Origin of the sequence: Planococcus sp. APC 3906, from assembly GCF_030407685.1 — a bacterium.
GTDB classification, from domain to species: Bacteria; Bacillota; Bacilli; order Bacillales_A; family Planococcaceae; genus Planococcus; species Planococcus koreensis.
Genome location: NZ_JASDCW010000041.1, coordinates 1 through 19,808 on the forward strand (window position 1 = coordinate 1; position 19,808 = coordinate 19,808).

General features: G+C 43.6%; 19 protein-coding genes and 1 pseudogene. 2 read left to right on the forward strand and 18 right to left on the reverse strand.

Translation table 11 applies throughout. From position 1 onward, the window contains the following. The first annotated feature begins 156 nt into the window (after positions 1-156). Entirely contained in the window at positions 157-507 is a 351-nt protein-coding gene (locus QMA09_RS15885) for a hypothetical protein (protein WP_290213812.1), read from the forward strand. Positions 508-637: 130 nt separating this feature from the next. On the opposite strand, the pseudogene QMA09_RS15890 reads toward QMA09_RS15885, so the two are convergent. The 15 genes and pseudogenes from QMA09_RS15890 to QMA09_RS15960 all read right to left on the reverse strand — a co-directional run bounded on the left by QMA09_RS15890 (position 638) and on the right by QMA09_RS15960 (position 18,002). Beyond that, positions 638-1,603: pseudogene (locus QMA09_RS15890) on the reverse strand (carbohydrate kinase family protein). A 1-nt stretch (position 1,604) separates the two neighbouring features. Continuing rightward, a complete protein-coding gene (locus QMA09_RS15895; protein ID WP_290213813.1) occupies positions 1,605-3,107 on the reverse strand; it encodes a glycoside hydrolase family 32 protein in 1,503 nt (500 codons plus the stop codon). Between the two features lie 533 nt (positions 3,108-3,640). Further along, a complete protein-coding gene (locus QMA09_RS15900; RefSeq protein WP_290213814.1) occupies positions 3,641-4,279 on the reverse strand; it encodes a hypothetical protein in 639 nt (212 codons plus the stop codon). Between the two features lie 542 nt (positions 4,280-4,821). Next, positions 4,822-5,262, reverse strand: a complete 441-nt coding sequence (locus QMA09_RS15905) for a GNAT family N-acetyltransferase (protein ID WP_290213815.1) — start codon at positions 5,260-5,262, stop codon at positions 4,822-4,824. A gap of 229 nt (positions 5,263-5,491) precedes the next feature. Then, positions 5,492-8,560, reverse strand: a complete 3,069-nt coding sequence (locus tag QMA09_RS15910) for an Ig-like domain-containing protein (RefSeq protein WP_290213830.1) — start codon at positions 8,558-8,560, stop codon at positions 5,492-5,494. A gap of 252 nt (positions 8,561-8,812) precedes the next feature. Beyond that, positions 8,813-9,055, reverse strand: coding sequence for an RNA polymerase sigma factor (locus tag QMA09_RS15915; RefSeq protein WP_290213816.1), 243 nt, complete (start codon positions 9,053-9,055; stop codon positions 8,813-8,815). Between the two features lie 108 nt (positions 9,056-9,163). Further along, complete coding sequence (locus QMA09_RS15920) at positions 9,164-10,279, reverse strand: hypothetical protein (protein ID WP_290213817.1); 1,116 nt, start codon at positions 10,277-10,279, stop codon at positions 9,164-9,166. A gap of 25 nt (positions 10,280-10,304) precedes the next feature. Then, the gene (locus tag QMA09_RS15925) at positions 10,305-11,537 is read right to left on the reverse strand and encodes an ABC transporter permease subunit (RefSeq protein ID WP_290213818.1); all 1,233 of its coding nucleotides are present in this window, start codon (positions 11,535-11,537) and stop codon (positions 10,305-10,307) included. Positions 11,538-11,541: 4 nt separating this feature from the next. Beyond that, positions 11,542-12,420 (reverse strand): ABC transporter ATP-binding protein, encoded by an 879-nt coding sequence (locus QMA09_RS15930; protein WP_290213819.1) that lies wholly within the window; start codon positions 12,418-12,420, stop codon positions 11,542-11,544. Further along, the gene (locus QMA09_RS15935) at positions 12,408-13,166 is read right to left on the reverse strand and encodes a hypothetical protein (protein WP_290213820.1); all 759 of its coding nucleotides are present in this window, start codon (positions 13,164-13,166) and stop codon (positions 12,408-12,410) included. Before QMA09_RS15935 ends, QMA09_RS15930 begins: the two co-directional genes overlap by 13 nt. Next, positions 13,153-13,713 (reverse strand): RNA polymerase sigma factor, encoded by a 561-nt coding sequence (locus QMA09_RS15940; protein WP_290213821.1) that lies wholly within the window; start codon positions 13,711-13,713, stop codon positions 13,153-13,155. The genes QMA09_RS15935 and QMA09_RS15940 overlap by 14 nt, the downstream gene beginning before the upstream one ends. Before the next feature lie 235 nt (positions 13,714-13,948). Beyond that, the gene (locus tag QMA09_RS15945) at positions 13,949-14,617 is read right to left on the reverse strand and encodes a Type 1 glutamine amidotransferase-like domain-containing protein (protein WP_290213822.1); all 669 of its coding nucleotides are present in this window, start codon (positions 14,615-14,617) and stop codon (positions 13,949-13,951) included. Positions 14,618-14,779: 162 nt separating this feature from the next. Then, on the reverse strand, positions 14,780-15,634 hold the full coding sequence (locus QMA09_RS15950) for a Cof-type HAD-IIB family hydrolase (protein ID WP_290213823.1): 855 nt from the start codon (positions 15,632-15,634) through the stop codon (positions 14,780-14,782). Between the two features lie 57 nt (positions 15,635-15,691). Next, positions 15,692-16,924: an MFS transporter gene (locus QMA09_RS15955; RefSeq protein WP_290213824.1), complete on the reverse strand. Its 1,233-nt coding sequence runs from the start codon at positions 16,922-16,924 to the stop codon at positions 15,692-15,694. A gap of 34 nt (positions 16,925-16,958) precedes the next feature. Continuing rightward, the gene (locus QMA09_RS15960) at positions 16,959-18,002 is read right to left on the reverse strand and encodes an ROK family transcriptional regulator (protein ID WP_290213825.1); all 1,044 of its coding nucleotides are present in this window, start codon (positions 18,000-18,002) and stop codon (positions 16,959-16,961) included. A gap of 117 nt (positions 18,003-18,119) precedes the next feature. Here QMA09_RS15960 and QMA09_RS15965 point away from each other — a divergent pair, with 117 nt between their 5' ends. Then, entirely contained in the window at positions 18,120-18,308 is a 189-nt protein-coding gene (locus QMA09_RS15965; protein ID WP_290213826.1) for a hypothetical protein, read from the forward strand. 75 nt (positions 18,309-18,383) lie between these two features. Here QMA09_RS15965 and QMA09_RS15970 read toward each other — a convergent pair whose 3' ends face one another. The 3 genes from QMA09_RS15970 to QMA09_RS15980 all read right to left on the reverse strand — a co-directional run. Next, the gene (locus QMA09_RS15970) at positions 18,384-18,677 is read right to left on the reverse strand and encodes a hypothetical protein (protein WP_290213827.1); all 294 of its coding nucleotides are present in this window, start codon (positions 18,675-18,677) and stop codon (positions 18,384-18,386) included. Between the two features lie 100 nt (positions 18,678-18,777). Continuing rightward, positions 18,778-19,224 carry a hypothetical protein gene (locus QMA09_RS15975; RefSeq protein ID WP_290213828.1) on the reverse strand — a complete coding sequence of 149 codons (447 nt, stop codon included), beginning with the start codon at positions 19,222-19,224 and terminating at the stop codon, positions 18,778-18,780. A gap of 254 nt (positions 19,225-19,478) precedes the next feature. After that, positions 19,479-19,808, reverse strand: a 330-nt coding sequence (locus QMA09_RS15980) for a hypothetical protein (RefSeq protein ID WP_290213829.1), incomplete at its 5' end; no start/stop codon positions are given.

The window sequence follows — 19,808 nt, forward strand, 5'->3', positions numbered from 1 at the left end:
ACCATAACTTCATTCTTGGATTTTTTCAATAAGTTACATTCGTTTTAGTAAGAGAGAACTTATCATTTTTCCAATTAATGTAACTATCACGCTTTTTTCACGTCTAAATAAAAGTCAGGTATTCACGATTCTTTGAAGAGAAGGAGAAACGATCGTATGAAAAAAACATTGGTTTTTATATTAATTTTATTATTGAGTGGATGCAGCGAACAAGGAGAAAATACTGAAACATCAGAACAGATAACTCATGAAGTAAATGGAACCATAACAGAAATAAATCAAGATAAAATCCTCTTGGAATTATCACACGAGCTACAAGAAAACGAGAAAGAAATATGGGTTGTTATTAACGATGAAACCAGCATTCTAAATCTTCAAGAAACAAAACTAAATCGAGATAATTTGCTTCCACAAGATGAGGTGAGAGTTACTTTAAGAGATTCGTGTGCAGATACTATACCTAGAACTTGTTATGCAAAAGAACTATTTTTAGATAAAGAAAATTGAGGTTTAATCGCACTTAGAATTTCACAAAAAAATAAGAGAAGGAGCGCTGTAGGCTCCTTCTCTTTAAAAGTATTCATGGGTTAAGTCTTACACTTGATTCAGCAAGATACCCCATAAAGAAAAGTTTCTTTTATTTCAATAATTGCATAACCTGGTCTTTCGTAGGAAGCGAAGAGATCGCCCCTTTTCCAGTAGTAGTCAGCGCTCCACTGGCATTTGCGAATGCCAGTATTTCTTGATGATGTTCACTTAATAAGGGCTCTAAATTTCCTGGTTCTGCATCCAGATTCAACAGCTGATAGATGAAGCCACCGATGAACGCATCTCCTGCGCCCGTCGTGTCCTCTACTTTCACAGCATATCCTGCGGCTGAATATTTTTTATTGTGGACGTAGAAATCTGCGCCTTTCGCAGCTTTTGTCAGCACCACTGCTTTTACATCCCCTGTAAACAAAGAGGCAATCGCTTTTTGTTCTTCCGCTATACCTGTTATGAACTCCAGTTCGTCATCAGCGACTTTGACAAGATGCGCCATTGGAATAAACTCCAAAATCGTCTTTCGGCATTCCTGCGGGTCGTGCCAAAGCGGCAGACGCACATTGGGATCGAAACTGATGATCCCGCCGCGCACCTTGGCTGCTTGAATCGCTTTCACATGTGCTTTTTTCATCGGGCTCTCCACTAAATCCACCGAACAAAAGTGCAATACATCCCCTTGATTGAACCAGTCGGCATCTATTTCCGAATCTCTAAGCAGCAGGTCTGCAGATGGATTCCGTTAAAATGAAAAGTCGCGTTCTCCATTTTCGCGCAAGGAGACAAAGGCGAGGCCGGTCTTCGCCTCTTTTGTTCTGAATACCTTATCAATGCCCACACCGGCCTCTATAAGCTGCTCCAAAAGAAAATCACCAAAGGCATCTTCCCCTAATTTGGTGATCAGCGAAGCCTTTCCGCCAAACTTTGCAACCGCAGCTGCCACATTTGCCGGTGCACCGCCCGGGACTCGCGTAAACGAAACGACATCTTTCAATGCCACTCCTTTTTCATGCGGAATAAAATCTATTATTAGTTCGCCAATGGAAAACAGCTGCCCCATTTCAACACGCCTCCCTATTGATACCTTGCGCTGTTTTATAATCCCACTTCACCGCTTTGAACGATGCAGACCCGCCTGTTGCAAAAAAGCGGATTTCCTGGCTTTTGCCGTCCGGGAAAATCCGGGAGCTAAACACTTCTTCTCCATCGTTCACAAAAATCTCAACCGATGAAGAATCGACGAACAAATGGAATTTGTACACATCGCCATCGATGTGGCATTTTCTGACCGTTCCGAATGTGCTGCCGATCACTTGGCCCGATAGCGTTCGGTCAAGGATGACTTTCCCCTGGACCGCATCATATGTGATCACCGTTTTTTCATCTCCATCCGCCCGGAATTCTATGCCGTATTCCGAGGCATCTCCCTGTTCGAACTCACACACCAGTTCATAGGTGTCCCCGGAAAATCCTTCAACCACTTTCTTTTCATTTGAAAGGGTATCCGCTGCTTCGACTTTCATTTTGCGCAGCGACTGAAGTTCAGGAACCGGTTTTTGAATCAGTTTCCCATCGTCGACCGACAATTCCCGAGGAATCGTCAAACAATGCGCCCATCCATTGATATCGGTCGGGTACTCGATTTCAGGCAATCCCATCCAGCCGACCAACAAGCGTCTGCCATTTGGGGCTTGCATCGTATGGGGCGCATAAAAATCAAAGCCTCTATCCAGTTCGATGAAATTTCCGTGGATCAATTCTTTTCGCTCCAAATCGATTTTCTTGCCCATCACATAACCGGCCTGGTAAATATTTTGATACAGATCCCCTTCAGGTTTCAGTCCTTGCGGAGAGAAAATCAGAACGCCTTGATTTTCAATTTCAAAATAATCCGGGCATTCCCACATGAAACCGAAGGAATCCAATTCGGTTTCCAGTTCACCTTCAAATTTCCAGTCCAACAGATTAGGTGAACTTAATAAACACACGGTCCCCGTCTTATCCGTTCGTTGAGCTCCGATCACTGCGTAAAAACGGTCTCCCTCTTTCCATACTTTCGGATCGCGAAAATGCTCCGTATACCCCGCTGGAACATTATCCAGAACCGATTTTTCCAATTTCGTAATTTTTCCCTCGGCATCCATAATGGCGATGCATTGGTGGGGATGCCTTTCAAAATGCTCATCCCGCGTATTGCCTGTGTACAACAAATAGATTTTCCCTTCGTGTTCAACAGCACTTCCCGAATACGCCCCATGGCTGTCAAAATAATTGTCCGGTTGAATGGCGATCCCGACATTTTTCCAGTTCACAAGATCTGCGGACTTCGTATGGTACCAATATTTCAAGCCATGAACCGGCCCTAACGGATGCCATTGATAAAACAGATGGTATTCCCCGTTATAGTAACAAAAGCCGTTCGGATCATTGAGAAGCCCGGAAACCGGTTGAATATGAAACGTTTGCCGCCACAAACAGCTATTGACCTTTGAAATCAATGAATCAATCTCTTGTTGGCTGACTTGATCGAGCCGGATGTATTTTTTCTCCCGCTGCAGTTCCATTTTTTTAGTCTGCTCCTTTTAATAAAAGCAATATCTTACGGTATAACACGTTACAAAACCTTGAATATCGCTGAACTCCTTTCCCCCTACAAAAAGCCCTTTTTGGAAGCGGTTCCAAAAAGGGCTTTAAAAATTTCGCTTGTCTTCTTGTCACCTGTGATTCTTCAATCAAGATAACCGAAATACATCGATAAGAATAATTTTTTCTTGCTCTGCACTGCTGGTGTGGATATGCCAAAGCAAGTGAAGCCGATGACAACTTTGTTGGCGGACTAATAGAGCCATAATCCGGTTTTCCAGATTCGTAATATCCCGGTGAGGCTCTTCAGAATCCTACTTGCTTATACCTAATTATATCATCGGAATAACGAAATCTACTTGCCGAACAACTTGGAAAAATGCGCTTTTTAAAGTCGGGAAAGCATTGAAATTACAGCCTAAATTCTTATCTTGCCTGCATCTGAGCTTGTTAATCGGCTGATCATGCGATAAGATATCATCCATTCTTTTGGAGAATCGATTGAATGATAGCGTTATTTTACTACAATGATTTTCTCGGCGAATTCCTTATCTGAAGTTGCTGCTTTAGTCCACACGCTCACATGATCGCCTACTATTAATTCATCTAACGACGTCTTTTCTCCCTCTACCTTCGTCTCTTTGTCGATGAATACTTCATATGCAGGATAAGAAGCTTCTGGGTCGGCAGCGGGTGGGCCAATCATCATCTTCCCATTGTCAATTTCAAGAATCCGTACATTTACATAATCAACTGTGTTTCCAGTTTCCTTGTTTGCATCTTGAGACGAGATATTTTTCTCTTCAGGCTGATTCACTCTAAGGATGTCTAAATAACCCTGTGTGCAAATCAGGTCTATTTTGTAATTTCCTTTTGTGTAATAAACGGAAGCCCCTTCTCTTTCTCCCTTTTTCCACCCGTTCTTTTTAATGGCTAATTCATAACCATACGGGATTCCATCAGTTTCCGATGCTCTTGGCCATTCGTAGTTTTTCCCAACAGTGCTTTGTCCAACAAGCTCAGCCCTTTTAGGAACTGGAAAGCCTAATAAATCTTCTGTTGGTTCGTAAAGGGATAATGTTATGAAATAATACGCGGCTCCGCTTAAGAAAAGTACAGCTAAAACAAGTATCCAAGCAAGCTTTTTCTTCATTTTCTTCCCCCTCCATATTTATCTAGCAATCGGTTTTGATACTCGAAACCCTACTTGTTTTCTGCATATGCTAATTTAGTTTTGAGCAATGAAGGACAGATGCTTATTAGCAGCTTTGATTTCCGTTATTCTTCTCCGTTGTAAAACGGATGTACGGCTCTCAAAATATATGAACAGCATCTTACACGGGATTCTTGGAGTTCAATTCTTTTTTATAGAGCTTGAAGTGCATATTGTAAATGAACCAAGAAAAAAGCGATAAAGATAACATAAAGCCAGCCAGTATGATATTCCTTGACAGACTTTCAGTTTCATCGTGGTATATATCAAAACTTAAATGGACAAGAGAAAGAAGGAATAGAACAGTATACCCAATTGCGGCATAATTTTTAGGTTTTGATGGATCTGTCTTTGGTCTTTTTTTAAACATATTGGCTCCTTTAATCCAGAAAATCGGAAGTGAATTTCGATTTAATTCTGAAGGTTTTTATTTAAGAAATTCGAGTCGACTGTTTCATAATTGTACATAAATCATACTCATTTTATTTCAGATTCAGGCTCATGCTTACGGTCCTCGTTTTGAAACCTGCGTTCTCATAGATTTGAATAGCTGGATTTTCAGCTTTCGCACTAAGGCGGACTTCTGCATAGCCTTCCTGCTGAAAATGCTCAATCGCTGCATTCATCAATTCTTTTGAAAATCCCTGGCCCCGGTAATCTTTGAGAATATATATTTCGTAGATGAATCCGAGTGCCTCGTCCGTAAATTGATCTTTTGAAGTTCCCGAAAGAAGCCATCCGATGATTTCCTTTTCGTCTACCGCAACCAAATAGAAGCCCCCTTTCTCCAGTAAAGGGTTAACCATGCTTTCAATCTTCGAATGAGAAGGCCATACTTCTCCGAGCGTCCCGTCAAAAACAGCTTGCGGCGATAAGGATAAAATCGTTTTCAAGTCAGTGCTTTCCGCTTTTCTAATGTTCATATCTCGTATAATCCCCTTTTTCATCCAATTAATTAATTTTACCATTTTATGTATTTAAGAATGCAAGTAGAAAAAATGTTCTTAAAAGGACACTTTTACAAATCGAAAGGGAGAGAAAAGGTTTTGGTCAACCTCTTCTCTCCCTTTCATTTTAAATAGCTTCAATAATGACTTTCTTCTCTGGTTCCGCTATATTCGAGTGCTTATTCTCTTTGATTAAACCGGAATTTTATCTAACAGTGATGGAAACCGCCTTACTTAAATTGCCGGCAGCATCTTTCGCAGACACGGATAAAACTGTACGTTTTGGCTGCAGTTTTATTTTCACTGTGTAAACGCCTGTTGCAGAAGCTTTGGCATACCCAATCATTGTGCTTCCTTTTTTGACTGTAACAATGGCATAAGGTTCCGTTTTTCCGCTGACAGCGCTTGAGTATGAATAAACCGTTTTAACTGTCGGAACGGCTGGCGCCGTTTTGTCGATTACCGTTTTTTTGGTAGAACTGCTGGTATTGCCTGCAGCATCTTTTGCTGTGGTATACAAAATAGTCCCTGCTTTTTGCTTGGAGATCGTTGTAGCAAAGACGCCATATTGGTTTGCTTTAGCTGTTCCGATGACCGTACTTCCTTTTTTGATGGTGATGACTGCATTTTTTTCTGCGGTTCCTTTTACAGAAGTTGAATAATCCGCTATTGCATAGACCGATGGAGCAGGAGGCGGCGTTTCATCAATCACAATTACGATCGTTTCAGTGCTCAAATTGTTCGCCGCATCTTTGGCCAACACTTGCAGTCTTGTTCCGGCAGCTTGCTTCGCTATAGCAACGGAGAAAGTTCCTTCAGCGCTTGTTGTTCCCCCGGCAATTTTCGTTGTACCTTTTGATACAATAATTGTCGAACCTTTTTCCGCCGTCCCGCTGATTTTTAGCGAGTTGTCAGCAACTGCATAGACTTTCGGTGCTGGCGGCGGGGTTGCATCTTTTACTAGAGTTGAAACAACTTTGCTCCTAATTCCAAATCCGTTTTCAGCGTAAAGGGTCAATACCGTTCCCGCCTGTTGCTTAGCAATCGGAATCGAGAATAACCCTGCATTATCCACAAGCGCCGAACCTAATACTTGGCTGCCTTTTTGCACGTATACAGTAAGACCGGTTTGCAGGGTGCCACCTGTTACGATCGCTGTCTTATCTGTGATTTCTTTTGCAATTGGTTCGCTGACTGGCAAATTCACTTTTACCTCGCGGGCAACAGAGCTTACATTACCTGCATAATCTGTGGCTTCCATTTTTAAGGTATAAGTTCCTGGAGCTATTCCCGTTGTATTCCAGCGGCCAAGCACGCTGTTCGCTACCGGGTTGGAGCCGCTTGAGATTTCTGTCCAAGAGGAAGGCGCGTTTCCGCTTCCGTATAATAACTTATATTCTTTCAGCGTAGCGTCCTTCACAGTTCCTTTGACTTCGACTGTTTTATAAAGGGAGGCCGAGGTGCTTGGCGCTTCAATGCTCACTTCCGGATTTCCGAAATCATAAAACGAAATGGTTTTCGTGAATTTATTGCCAAAAAAACCATTGTTTGCTTGATGCATTTGCCATTGCAATGAAACTTCCCCAAGTGGACGCTGACCGCTAAACCGGACTTGGAATGTCTTCGTTTCATCCGGGCCGACCACTTCTTCTGCCACTAGGGGATCCGCAACCAGCAAAGCATCTCCAGACACCAGCTTCAATTCATAGCCTTTTTCCAATGTCCATGCTTCTGAGCCCATATTCTTCACTGAAATCGCCATTGCTGGATTGCCTTCTGCAGAACTCGACGATGGCATGGAAACAATTTCAGCGTCATTCTTATTCTTGATGACAGCCGAAACAGGTGCCGTATAGCCGGAATAATTCCCTTCTTCATCGACTGCCTCAACAGAGACAAAAATTGTTTGGCGCGGGAAGAGCATATCCGAAGCAATGAAGATCTCATTCGACACCGTTTTTACGTTTGACGCGATATCATCGCCTCCAGGATTGCTGCCAATTTTAACACGGTATTCTTTGGCATCTTGCAGGCTTTCCCATCTCATATTTACACCATTAGGGTCAGCAGCAGCGACCTCCACATCCAAAACTTTATCCGGAGCAGTACGGTCTGGAACCCCTACACTCAATTCTTCTGATTGGCCCGATTCCCCATATTCGTTATAAGCCATTAATTTGAAATAATAGCGATTTGGGTCTTTTTTTGTATTTCCAGCATTTTCGTATAAGAGTCCTGGATTGCTGGAAAGATTGGTGCCGGATCCGTCCAGTTTCAATTGGCGGGCGCCGTTTTCAATTTCCGCTGAACTTGGCCATAAATTCTTATTGCGGGAAGTCCAGCTATTCGTTAATCCGACATCGATTGTTTGATAGTCTTTTCCGTTGAAAATGGAAAGCTTATAGCCTTTAACCCCTTTTTGAATCGGCCAAGTTAAATCCACGTACGCTTCACCTGAATTCAGTTCATGTCCATGCCCAATCCCACTTGCAAATTTAGGGCGGGGAGAATAGTTTACGATCAAGCGAGGCGCTTTATCCAATTGGGCATAGCTTTTATTTGAATAGCCTTTGCTTGTATAAAAGGAACGAAGACTTTCTGTCATGTCCTCATTTCCTTTTACAGCTAATCCAAAATCAGTGATCGGATTTTGATACCATTCGGCTACCATTTTGGTGATATCCCATTTAAAATGGCCTCCATCTTTTCCAATAAGCATTGTGTTGGCAACATAAGGTTCACTGATCTGAGGCCGGGTTTCCCATGAAACGGAATTCCCATCCCACTTGGACAATACTTTATGTACGCTGTAACTTCGGTCGATATAGGCCTCGTCTCCGTAGCCCCACTTAACTGGCTTGTCTATTTCAAACAAATTCAATTCCGCGTTAAGAACCAATCCCCCCGCCAAATCAGGCAGCTCGTTTCCGAATTTCAACAACGCTATATTCTGTTGGGCGTTTGCCGTTCCAGCAGCCAGTTTTTGTGCTGCCAAAAGGTTTTCAGAAGGCGACGCCTCAGAAACCAATGCTTGGAAAAGGGAATACGCTTCTCTTTCCCCTTCCCAGTTTGGCATCCATTCACCTGTTAACGGATCTTTGCTGTAAATGGGAGAAGGGAAAACCTCGACTTTATTCGTCAAATCCATATTGCGGGTTGTTTCCGAAAACTCGTCCTTGTTGATGATTGGTGTGGTATTTGCCAGAGCTGGTGTCATGAATAATGACTGGCTTGCTAAAGCAAAGGCAATTGCGATTGACGAAATTTTATGCATCTTATTCACGTTTTTCCATCCTTATAGATATATTTTCAATTCTTATGTTATTTATAACCTTTTATGAAGGAATAATCTATCACTTGAATATTATTTTCTTAAATAAAGTGAGATTTTTATTTAACTGGCATTCATCGTCTATTGGCCAAATGAAGATAAAAATATCAGCAGTCCAACCATCCTCTCATTTAAATAATCGCTGATACAAAAAGAGAGAAAAAAGGCTTTTCTAAAAGCCCTTTTCCCCTTTTATTAAACATCCCATTTTTTAAGTGCATCATGAATCCGAATCTCAACGGTGTACTCTACTAAGCCCAAATGCACAGCGATTTCTTTATTCGAGATGCCTTGAATCAATTTCATTACCAAAATATCACGGTCTAATGCACCTAACTCACTCAGCAGTTTCAAGAGTTCGAACCGGTTTTCTCTTGCTGCCATCAGCTCCTCTTCCATAGACAAGGTGCTGCTTGTTTCCATATTCCCAAATCTCATTTCAAGCTTCACCCGCCTTTTTCATTGCCACTGATTTTCACTTTTATAGAGTTGGCAAGTTTCTGATCCGCCTCAAATTCTTTCATTGTTAGGAAACAGCATTGCACATCAAACGATGTCTTTTCGCAATTCACGTCTCCATATCCATCCAAAGCTTATAAAGATGATTCCAAATAAAACAAGATAAGCTGCTGGTACGAGCATTTGCGGTAGATAAAGGATGATGATATCGCGGATCAAGTACATCGTAACTCCTGCAATCATGATGAACAGGACGACAATCTGAATGCCTATCAGTACGATTGCATTCGGTACAATGGTTGAAATAGCCATCGACAGTACTCCGAGCAACATTGCAACGACGAAAATAGAGGCCACTGATAAGAGAATATATTCGAAGAAAGTCATGTCATACCAATGATCGTACCAACCGAACGACGACAATGGCGTTGCAAAATGGGAAGCCGTTCCATTCGACCAATAGAGACTCATATAAATCGCTAGGAGCAAAACCGTTAAAATTGCCGTACTGCATAAACCGGCCAGCCACTTTGCCCGATAGACGCCTCTTCCGACTTTGGCTGTATATTGGATTGGAAGCATTCCTGCGCGGTAGTCCCGCAGAAAAACCGGCGACATTAGAATAGCGACGCTAATCAGGATAATGATGGCCATATACGTCTTGTAGTTGAGAAAATTTTCAAGCACCGTACTGGAATAGAAAGCAAATCGTTCTTCTGCTAACTGCTGTTCATAATGCTGCTGGCGTGCTCCGTCCGTCCTTTCAATCTGTGCTTTTATGGCACTGTACCGCGCTTCAAAATTTTCGATCAGCAATTCCCAGGCCTGCAGTTCCCAAAGGAAATCCTGGCCGCTCTCGAACATCAAATCCGAATAATACGCTGAAAGTTCCGGATCGGCTGTATCCATAGCCCGAAATTCTTTGTAACCAGTAATTCCTAGCACCTGTGCATTGTCTTCTTTTCCAAAGAAAGCATTGGCCGCTGTTACCCGGTCGGCGTACAGGGCTTTTATTTCCAATAATTCATTGTCATCGATTCTTGCGCCGTATTCCGGAATCAGCTGCTGTTCAATCCGAAAGAGATCCGTTGCTGGCCGGCCGTTTGGAAAATGCTCGAGTTCGAACTCCAGGCGCAGGTAGAACAATAAAACATTGACCACGGCAATCAGCAACAATAGTTTCCATGAAAAAATCTTTTTCATTTCCATTCCAAACAAACGCATCCTACTATGCCACATCCTTTGTCAAAAATCTTCGTATTCCCAAACCACTGCCCAGCAGCGCAATCACCAGCCATAAAAGAATCGTCCACAATTCAAAGAACTGGATCATGCTGAATGTAGTGCCTCCATTAAAATACATATGAGGATTCAGCAGCACCAATGTGATGTTCAGGCTAGTAATGAACTGCAGCACCGGATAAGCAGTTAAAAACGAAGGCAGTAAAAAAATCGCAACGAGCATAGCGATACAGAGTATCCAGCTAAAATAACTATTTTTCACGTAAAGACTGATGGCGAACGCCAACATAGCGACAATCAGGACTACAGCCAATTCTGTCAGAACCGCTAAGATGAGGTATTGCCAAACAGTCAAAGGCCACCAAGTGATATAAGGAAGCTTATACTCCCAGTTCAGCCCGCTGCTGATTGGCGTCTGCCAAACGCTCGAGTAATCATATGTAAGAAAGAAGATTCCGAGTGAGAAACCTGCCAACAAAACGAAGATCAGCAAACTGGCACTCATCGCCGCTGAGAATTTATGCCAGATCAGCTTGCGCCCTTTTTTCGTCGTATAGACCGTGGATTGCGTTCGCTGCTCCACTTCGTAATTCGTGATGAGCGCGGTCACCAACACAACTAGCAGCACACTTTGGATTGCGATGTTTTTCACCAGTGAACGGAACAGCTCGCTGTGCATGCGGTATTGGCCCGCGAAAAACCACTCTTTGTATTCTGCCGTTTCCACAATTTCTTCGTACCGATTCTCCCACTTGGTGAATTGGTTTCCCATAAATCCAGCTAGCCATCCTTGCATCGGGGAGGCCTCGAACAAATCCTCTCGTAATTCGTCCATATCGATTGTCGTGTAACGAGATTCAAGTTCCGCCCCTAATGAATAGTAGGTGTAATTCAAGCTTATTTGATCGATTGCCTGTTGCTGGAAGACATCCTCCTGCTCGTATTTTTCAAGCGTCATCGCTTCCAAATAGTCTTGGACTTCTTCTTCCGTCCCCAATTTCTTTGCATCCTGATCAAGCGCATCCTTCATCTGCTGCAAACTCGCGTTTGTGAGCGTTCTGCCATATAAAAAGGTGATGTCATTCACGACTTTCAATTCTTCTTTCACTGAAGACTGGCTGATCACTTGAAACCCATTAAACGCTATAAATAACACGAGTAAAATGACAATGACCGGAGAGGTGATCGCTTTTTTCATTTCATGCCAGGTTATTAGCATCCCGTCACCTGACACTGCTTTCATTGGCATATTCGATCAGAAAGACGTCTTCCAGTTGAGGAACGGCCGGCGTCCACTCTGCTTCTTGCTGTTCAGGTGCATAAAAGCGCACCAGCATATGCCCTTGTTCCTGTTTTTCCTCGAGTGTCAGGTACCGCTTCCGGAAATCTGCAAAATCCTCGAATGGCATTGCCACTTCGTAAATCTTCCCTTGCAAGCTGCGGCAAATCGCTGCACTATCTCCTTTGTACAAAAGCGTCTGATCGCGTATCATGATGATTTCATTGGCAATGGATTCAATATCTGAGACGATGTGCGTTGAAATCAGGATGATGCGCTCACGCGCAAGATCCGAGAGCAAATGGCGGAAACGGGCGCGTTCTTTCGGATCGAGCCCGGCTGTCGGTTCATCCAAAATCAAAATCTTCGGATCGCCCAACAATGCCTGGGCGATGCCGACGCGTTGAATCATGCCGCCTGAAAACTTCCGCATCTTTTTCTTTTTCACATCGCCAAGTGCCACCATTTCCAATACTTCGTCAATGCGCTGATCCACTTTGTCTTTTTCCAAGCCTTTTAAAGCCCCCAAATAGCGCAGGTATTTCTGGGGCGTATAATGCTTGTAGTATCCGAAGTGCTGCGGCAAATAACCGATCAGTTCCCGGTAAGATTCTCCAAGTGCTTCGATGGGTTTACCGTTGTAAAGGATTTCGCCGGAAGTCGGTTTTATCAACGTAACGAGCATTTTGATGAGTGTGGTTTTTCCGGCTCCGTTTGGCGCAAGCAACCCATAAATTCCGTTATCGAATTGAAGGTTCATCCCTTCAAGCGCTTTAAAATTTCCATAATCTTTGCCCACATTGCTGATTGTCAGCATGTCCATAACCCCTCCTGCTTTCGTGTAAATGCTTTTTTGAATGTGTAGAAAAACAAACATGCTAACATGAGCAGGATTCCCCCATAAACCAAGAGCGGCAGATGAAAAACCACTTGCAAATAGGCCTCTTTCATAGCGAATAACCAAGCGCTATTGATAGCCAGCCATCCGGCCGTAAAAATCACCGAGCGGCGCAAGACATTGCCACGGGCGATAAACCACAGCAGACCCGACGAAAAACCGAAAAGGCCAGTTAACGAAATGAACCAGATCCGCAAAAAATCCACCTCGAAATTCATAGCAGCAATGAAGGACCCCGTCATATTCAAGAACAGCGATATGCTGCTGAAGACAAGCATCCGCACAGCCATCACTTGAAATATCGTGAATTTCGTTGTCATCTCGAGCTCAAGTGTCTGCTTCTCCAATTTTTCATAAAAGGCATAAGCGATCAGAAGCACCAGGGACAAAGGCGATACCAGAAACGCATAGCCGTAAAGGGATGGTGAGGTCGTTTGATTGGCTGAGGCCGTAAACCATAACCCGAAAATGCTGAGCACCAACAACAGGCTCGTAAAAATGATTTCGCTGCGGTTTGGGAAAAGATGCACCCACCCCATCTGGTTCTTAAATTCTTGTATTTCTGTAAAAAACCAGCTCTTTTCAGGAAAGGCTTTTTGCACAATAAGAGCAGCTTGCCGCTCTATTTCCTGTTCGTCTGGATACGGGATGTCCCACTTATCCTTTGCCATATCGCTTCTCCTCCATTTCCTTTCGTATAAAGCGGATTGTTTTGTAATACTTCGTTTTAATGGTCGATTCCGGTAATTGCAGCGTGACGGCTATTTCAGCAAAAGTCTGATCGAGATACAATTTATAGCGCACGATGTGCTGCGCTGTATGGTCACAAAGCGCCAAGCTCGCTTGCAGTTCCTGAACCTGTTCCTTTTGTGTAATCTGCTGTAGGATGTTTTCAGCGCTTTCTAGGTCTTCCTCTTCTATGTAACCGGTCTTAACTGACGTCCGGTAGCTTTTTGAACGAAAATAATCGACGCAATGATTGCTGGCAATCCGATAAAGCCAGGTACGGAAAGATGCTTTTCGTGTATCAAAGCCCGTGATGGACTGCAGCATCCGAACAAAAATTTCCTGTGTCAGATCAAGTGATGTTTGTTCATCGACCACTTGCTTGTAGACGAATGCAAAAACCTCTTTATAATAGTGCTTCACCAACTGGTTTGCGCTGTCCTCATGCGCAGAACGCTGTACGCGCCGAATCCATCGCTTCTCTATTTCCACTTGCCCCTCACATCACTTTCATCTCTTCATACATATATTCGTATAATTGGTAGAAATAGTTTTAATTTTTATATATTAATTTTATTATAAGAAAATTAAGCCCTCTCATGGAGAAATTTAGTAACTTTATATACAATGATCGGTTGCATGTATTCCATAAAAAAAAGAAGCCATAAATGGCTCCTTGTCTTGCTGAAATGTGATGTTGTCTTAACTATTTTACGATCGAGCTACATCAGGAAGAAAACAACTTCCATCGCCCTTCGGAAATAACTTCGATCGCTCCGTCGATCACTTTAATAGCTGTTTGATCATCAATCGCATAAGCTGGCCCCTGTATTCCGGCAGCCCATTTCTCTGCGTTAGCCATGGTGTTTTCCGGCAGCTCCTCATTCTCCAGATGCGGAAAGATGGCGAAATCGACCAGCTTCATCGCTTCATCACTTCCGTCGGGCGGAGTCCAGCCAATAAAGTCTTCGCCGATGCGAGGTGCCATCACCATACTTCCTGCACTCATTCCAACATAAACTGCATGCAGCGACGGCAAGAGTTCAGCCAGCCCGGATTGCTGCATCCAATGGGCCAGGTAGAGGGCATCGCCGCCCGCCACCAACAGGACGTCCGTCTCCCGGATCAGCGGAACCCACCGGTCTTGGTCGATGCTCGGCAGCGCTGTAAGCTCGAGCACGCCGACAGACTTCCAACCCAGGCCAACCATGGGGTTCTCGGAATTCCCGCTGATGAACTCCCAAGTTTTGATGCCGGGGCCGCCCCAAGGATGTCCATACATTGCAGTAGGGATGCATATTGAAGTGGAGTCGGCGATTGGCTTTTCTAACATTTCAACCAGCGCATTTTCTATGCTTTTGTTAGTGACGCCTGCGGATGTGAGCAAAAATTTCATAACTCCAACTCCTTTTTCCTCGTGCAAATTTTTTAATTTCACCTATACCTAAAAGAACTATCTTAGCTTTAGACATGGTTAAAGCCACTAAATTCTAAACGCTCTTGCACCCATTCTCAGCGTATTTACTTTTCAATCTTTTCATAAACTAAAAGTTCATACTCATACCCGATCGTTTGCTTCTTTAAACGACTGCCTGGAAGCAGATTGGAAAAAGCCTTGCTTAGTAAAAAACTGGTCAATGATTTCCAACACGCCACTGCCCTCATTAGAAGGTGCGATATATTTTGCGCTGTCTTTTACTTCGTCGCTTCCGTTTTCCATCGCGAAACTATATTTTACGTGCTTCAGCATTTCGATGTCATTTCCCCCATCGCCGAACGCCATTGTTTCCTCGTCTTTGATGTTCCACTTTTGCTGTAGCAACTGAATGCCATGCGCTTTGTGGAAACCCGGAACAATCAAATCGATGCTTCCATGGCCACTTGAAACCGGTGTAACGATCGATCCGATTTTCTCTTGCAGCAGCTCTTTTAGTTGAAGCGTCTGGTTCTGCGGGCAAGACAAGGCGAATTTCAAGATCTGATCATCCACTTGTTCAAAATCCGGCACCCTCTTTAACCGGTAATAATACCTGCTCATGATATCAAAAAAACGGTCGGATGCACGGTCCAGGATATAGGCACTTTCTTTGCCGCATAAGACAACGGAAAGGTTTTCGTGCGCTTCCAGCACTTCAAGAATACGCCGTACGTCTTCTTTTCGGACATCTGCCGCGAACACTTCCTGTCCTTGATCCAAAACAAAAGCCCCGTTTTCAGCTACATAACCTAGTTCATCTTGAATTTCATTAAAATAGGATCTCAGTTGGTAATACTGATTCCCGCTTGCCACAACAAACCGAATTCCGTGCTCTTTCATTTTCAGATATTGCTTGAGAAACCTTTCCTGGTCGTAACTCTTTTGCCCGTTCAGAAACGTTCCATCCATGTCCACCGCAATCAATCGAATTGCCATACCCATTCCTCCTTGTGTTTAGCTAAGATGCAATGTGCCCATTTATTCGCACAAGCCTCAGCTCGCCGAAGAACTTGCCATCTTTCTTTTCAATGATCCATTCTTTTTCAATACGTAGTTTAATCTCTCTGCGCTTAGGAACATGATGGCAGTAAAGGCTAAGACACTCAACGGGAAGATGCCAATTGTGAATTGCGAAGCCATCAATCCGAGCAGTGGCGGGATAAAAGTGCTCCCCGTATAGGCGACGGCCATTTGGTAGCCCATGATGGTCTGGGAATGCTTTTTCCCGAAACGCACGGGCGTTTCATGCAGCATGCAAGGGAAGATCGGCGCGAGCCCCAAACCGATCAGGATAAAACCGGTAAGTGAAAAGATGGAAGGCAATGGCAGGAACAGAAGTACGGCCCCCGTTAATGCTGTCCACTGCCCGATTCGGATGAGGAGCTGGTTGCTCATTTTAAACGTTACGAAGCCGGTCACAAGCCGTCCGACCGTGATGCCGGCGTAATACAGCGAAACCCATCGTGCCGCTACCGCTGCCGGCAGTTCTTTGACAGTCACCAGGTAACTGCTGCCCCAAAGACCAATTGCCGCTTCAACTCCGCAATAAAACAGAAATGTCAGCAACGCCAGTTTCACCCCTTTGATTTGCAAGGGCTTCACCTCTTTATTTTCTTCTACAACCGCTGCCTCAATAGAATCTCCAGCTGTATGATTCGAAGCATCATCACGGTGAGCCTCTTTTTTATCCCATAATGGCAGCGTGAAAAAGAGGAGTGCTACAAGCGCAAACTGAATACCCGCAACCACTAAATAGCCGCTTCGCCAAGATTGATTGCCTGAAATGACCTGCGCCATAATGAACGGGCCTGACGTTGCCCCGACTCCCCAAAAACAATGCAGCCAGCTCATGTGATGGGCTTTGTAATGGGTAGCCACATAATTGTTCAAGCCGACATCTATCGCTCCCGCTCCCAAACCAAGCGGTATGGCGCAAATCACCAACCAGGCGAGCGACGGCGCCATGGAAAATCCCATTAACGCGCCAGCGGTCATCAAGCAGCTGACCACTGTAACTTTGCCCGTCCCGAACCGCCCAAGGACTTTTCCGCTAATCAGGCTGGAAACGATTGTCGCGCCTGCCATCACCATGAAAAGAAGCCCCGCTGTTTCAAGAGGCGCATTGTAATCCCCTTGCATCACTGGCCAGGCTGCGCCCAGCATCGAGTCAGGCAATCCCAGGCTGATGAAAGCCAGATAAATAATCAGTAAAAGTACGATTGCCACATTCAAAACCTCCGTCTGTTATTTTAAATTTTGTTTAAGTGGTCCATTTGCACGCCCGGGTGATCATGAGATCGAGGCCGAGGCTTTGTAAGCCGTGTAAATAGTCAATTCTCCAATCACTGAGCGTTAACTTGGGAAGATGTTCCAGCGGGATGTACGTCGAGCTGCCAATGGCTAGTTGATTCAATCCTATTTCATCAAATTCATCATTGCAAAAAATGATGGTGTGGGGATTAAGGATTGCGGTGAACGAGGCGACGAACCGGCTGACAGCATCAATGGGCCCTTCTTCTAAAATCGCCATTTTTCTCCGCTTGCCTTCATTGTCCAACGCCTGTCCAAAATTCCGGTCATTGTAAAGCGGGATGAAAGAAACTTCTCCTGAGAAAAAAGAACTTCCCCTCACTACATCGCCATTGACCATGACCCCTGCACCCGGGCCATTTTGGCCGGTATACAAATAAACCAGCGATTGCCTGTTCCCACTATCTTTTTCGGTGTGGTACCCAAGGACCGCGGCATTCATGTCATTCTCCACTACGACAGGCACAGACAAAAGGTCTTCATAATAGGTTTTTAAATCGAGGTTTTTAAAATGTTCGTACCCCGGTATAAAAATGATCTTTCCCCTGTCAACAGAACCGGGGACACCGATGGATAGAGAACTGATTTTCGGGTACGCAGCCATCAGTTTTTTTATGCACTCGGAAAGCGGCTCCAGGCTATCGGCCAGCAATACACTTGGTGCTTCCCCTTGTTCTTTCACTTCCCCTGCACAATTGAAAATCGTGTAATGCGTCTCCGTTCTTTCTAAAAAAATGGCCAACCCCAGCATATGCTCGGGGTTGTATGCATACCGTTTCGCTCTTCGGCCGCCGCTTGAATCGTCCAGCCCGACAACTAGAAGCTCACCCTCTTTTTCCATCTGAGCCAGGAACTTGCTGATGGTCGGAAAACTGATGTCCAATTTCTCGCTCAGTTCTGCTTTAGTCGCATTTTCAAGCTCCAGAAGCGCAGAACGAATGCTTTTTAGAATCTCTTGTTTCATCCGTTTCGGCGAAGTGATCAAGTCGCTCATTGTATTCATCTCCTTTATACAACGACTTATTAAATGCGTTTAATAAGTTATTGGATAAATATAGCATGTTTGAAAATGTGCAGCAAGTATACATTTTGCTTTTGAAGAAGCTTGTTATTGACCATCGTTGCGGCATTTGCCGCTGCTCTTTTATCTACCCGTTATGTTGCTGCTGGCAGATTATTGGTCATCGTTGATTACCGCAAATGGTATCCGTTTTGCGGCGGGTTTGAAAAAATGAAGCGGCAAACTTCAAATAAAAAAGAGGAGGCTTTAATTGCCCCCTCCTTCTCTTCCATATTTTAAGTCTGCGGATTAATCTGCCATTCAGCTAAAAACAATCCACTATCTAGTTAAAGAGAATTTCGCCTCTTTTTATTCTTACTGATCGACTTGGACGCTTCCATCTTCCATAATTCGAATCGGCTGATAACTGTTCATAAATTCCAATCCAAGGGACCCATTCGAGTTCAAATCGGTTACCCCTTTTATATAGGCTTCCACATCATTGATCAATCGATAAAAGAAGCAAATTCCATTACCGTTGTCGAAAGACTCTTCAAATACAAAACGTTCTCCGTACTTCTTTTCAAAATAACTGCTTGCTTCTTCATGGCTTTTGAAATTTGGTAAATCGGCTTCTTCTTGTTTGCTAATCCACTGGTTTTCCGTCATCTTTCCACCCCTGAATTTGAGTTTTCGTTCCAAAATCTTCTTATATTTTTATAAAGTTTTATTCTATTCTTATTCCCCATGCATAGAAATATAAAATTTCTCAAGGGGCAATTTCAAAGATTCTCCCAGTGTCCGGAATAAAGAGAAAGGAGATATGCTCATTGCTTGATGGAACGGTTCCCACAAAAGCATAGCCCCATCTGGGCGCGAAGGGATGCCAGGCATCATTTCTATCGAAGGGCAAATTATCTTGTTCCATTAGCTGCAGGTCCTGGCCGTAGGTGGCAAAAATATGTTCTTGGGCTTGCTGATGGGTGAATTCCGGAAGCGAAAAGAAAATCGAGGCTCCCACCATTAACACAAAAAAGAAATAGGCTCCATATCGCTTTTCGGGTATAAGGTGTTTGTAGACGATGACATGTAGGCTTATAAGAATGATCGGCGTGTTTAGGAGCATCACCTGGTGATAAATTTGCGCATCCACGATAAAGAGAAGAAGTAAAACAACAAGGGATAAGATAAGGCCGACCCTATATTTTTTCAACAATTTTCTCCCCCTTCTGTTGGTACGACCTAAATTTCCCTAAAAATAAATTACTTAAGGATTTTTACTAAAGTAAACAGAGTGCCTCCAAGGAAAAGGCGAGTCCAGTAAAATCATTGATTTGAATGTATCTTTTTTTCAAAAACCTCTATTTCTTCGTTATTTCTGGGAAAGTTAATGGAATCAGGGTTTTGAATGTAACTTAATTACTATTATGTTACATTCAACACCCTTAAATAAATTTAGACAAACTATTCTTATTGACCATCTCTTTGTATAACTGAAACTTTTGGAGGGTCAGTCGAGATTACATCAATGGTGTGATTTAAAGCATTTATCCCGTAATGTTTTGATGGACCAGGAATTTCATCGTCAGCTGTTGTGCTGATTTCAATAAAGTCTAAGTATCGGGATTTTGAATAAAGCGAAAAACTCCGCCCTTCATATACCTCGTACTTATCCAAAACAGTAAAACTCTCATTTGTAACTGCGTAAGCAATGTACCAATCAAATTCAAGTCGAAAGATGGGGAGGGTTTCATCCATATCTAAGGAGTCATAATACGAAGAAGCATCATTCTCGCTGAT

What these genes read in the sequence shown, in the direction of transcription:
- QMA09_RS15885 (WP_290213812.1), top strand. Translation starts at nt 157, where the DNA reads ATGAAAAAAACATTGGTTTTTATATTAATTTTATTATTGAGTGGATGC.
- QMA09_RS15895 (WP_290213813.1), bottom strand. Translation starts at nt 3,107, where the DNA reads ATGGAACTGCAGCGGGAGAAAAAATACATCCGGCTCGATCAAGTCAGC.
- QMA09_RS15900 (WP_290213814.1), bottom strand. Translation starts at nt 4,279, where the DNA reads ATGAAGAAAAAGCTTGCTTGGATACTTGTTTTAGCTGTACTTTTCTTA.
- QMA09_RS15905 (WP_290213815.1), bottom strand. Translation starts at nt 5,262, where the DNA reads ATGAACATTAGAAAAGCGGAAAGCACTGACTTGAAAACGATTTTATCC.
- QMA09_RS15910 (WP_290213830.1), bottom strand. Translation starts at nt 8,560, where the DNA reads ATGCATAAAATTTCGTCAATCGCAATTGCCTTTGCTTTAGCAAGCCAG.
- QMA09_RS15915 (WP_290213816.1), bottom strand. Translation starts at nt 9,055, where the DNA reads ATGAGATTTGGGAATATGGAAACAAGCAGCACCTTGTCTATGGAAGAG.
- QMA09_RS15920 (WP_290213817.1), bottom strand. Translation starts at nt 10,279, where the DNA reads ATGAAAAAGATTTTTTCATGGAAACTATTGTTGCTGATTGCCGTGGTC.
- QMA09_RS15925 (WP_290213818.1), bottom strand. Translation starts at nt 11,537, where the DNA reads ATGCTAATAACCTGGCATGAAATGAAAAAAGCGATCACCTCTCCGGTC.
- QMA09_RS15930 (WP_290213819.1), bottom strand. Translation starts at nt 12,420, where the DNA reads ATGGACATGCTGACAATCAGCAATGTGGGCAAAGATTATGGAAATTTT.
- QMA09_RS15935 (WP_290213820.1), bottom strand. Translation starts at nt 13,166, where the DNA reads ATGGCAAAGGATAAGTGGGACATCCCGTATCCAGACGAACAGGAAATA.
- QMA09_RS15945 (WP_290213822.1), bottom strand. Translation starts at nt 14,617, where the DNA reads ATGAAATTTTTGCTCACATCCGCAGGCGTCACTAACAAAAGCATAGAA.
- QMA09_RS15950 (WP_290213823.1), bottom strand. Translation starts at nt 15,634, where the DNA reads ATGGCAATTCGATTGATTGCGGTGGACATGGATGGAACGTTTCTGAAC.
- QMA09_RS15960 (WP_290213825.1), bottom strand. Translation starts at nt 18,002, where the DNA reads ATGAGCGACTTGATCACTTCGCCGAAACGGATGAAACAAGAGATTCTA.
- QMA09_RS15970 (WP_290213827.1), bottom strand. Translation starts at nt 18,677, where the DNA reads ATGACGGAAAACCAGTGGATTAGCAAACAAGAAGAAGCCGATTTACCA.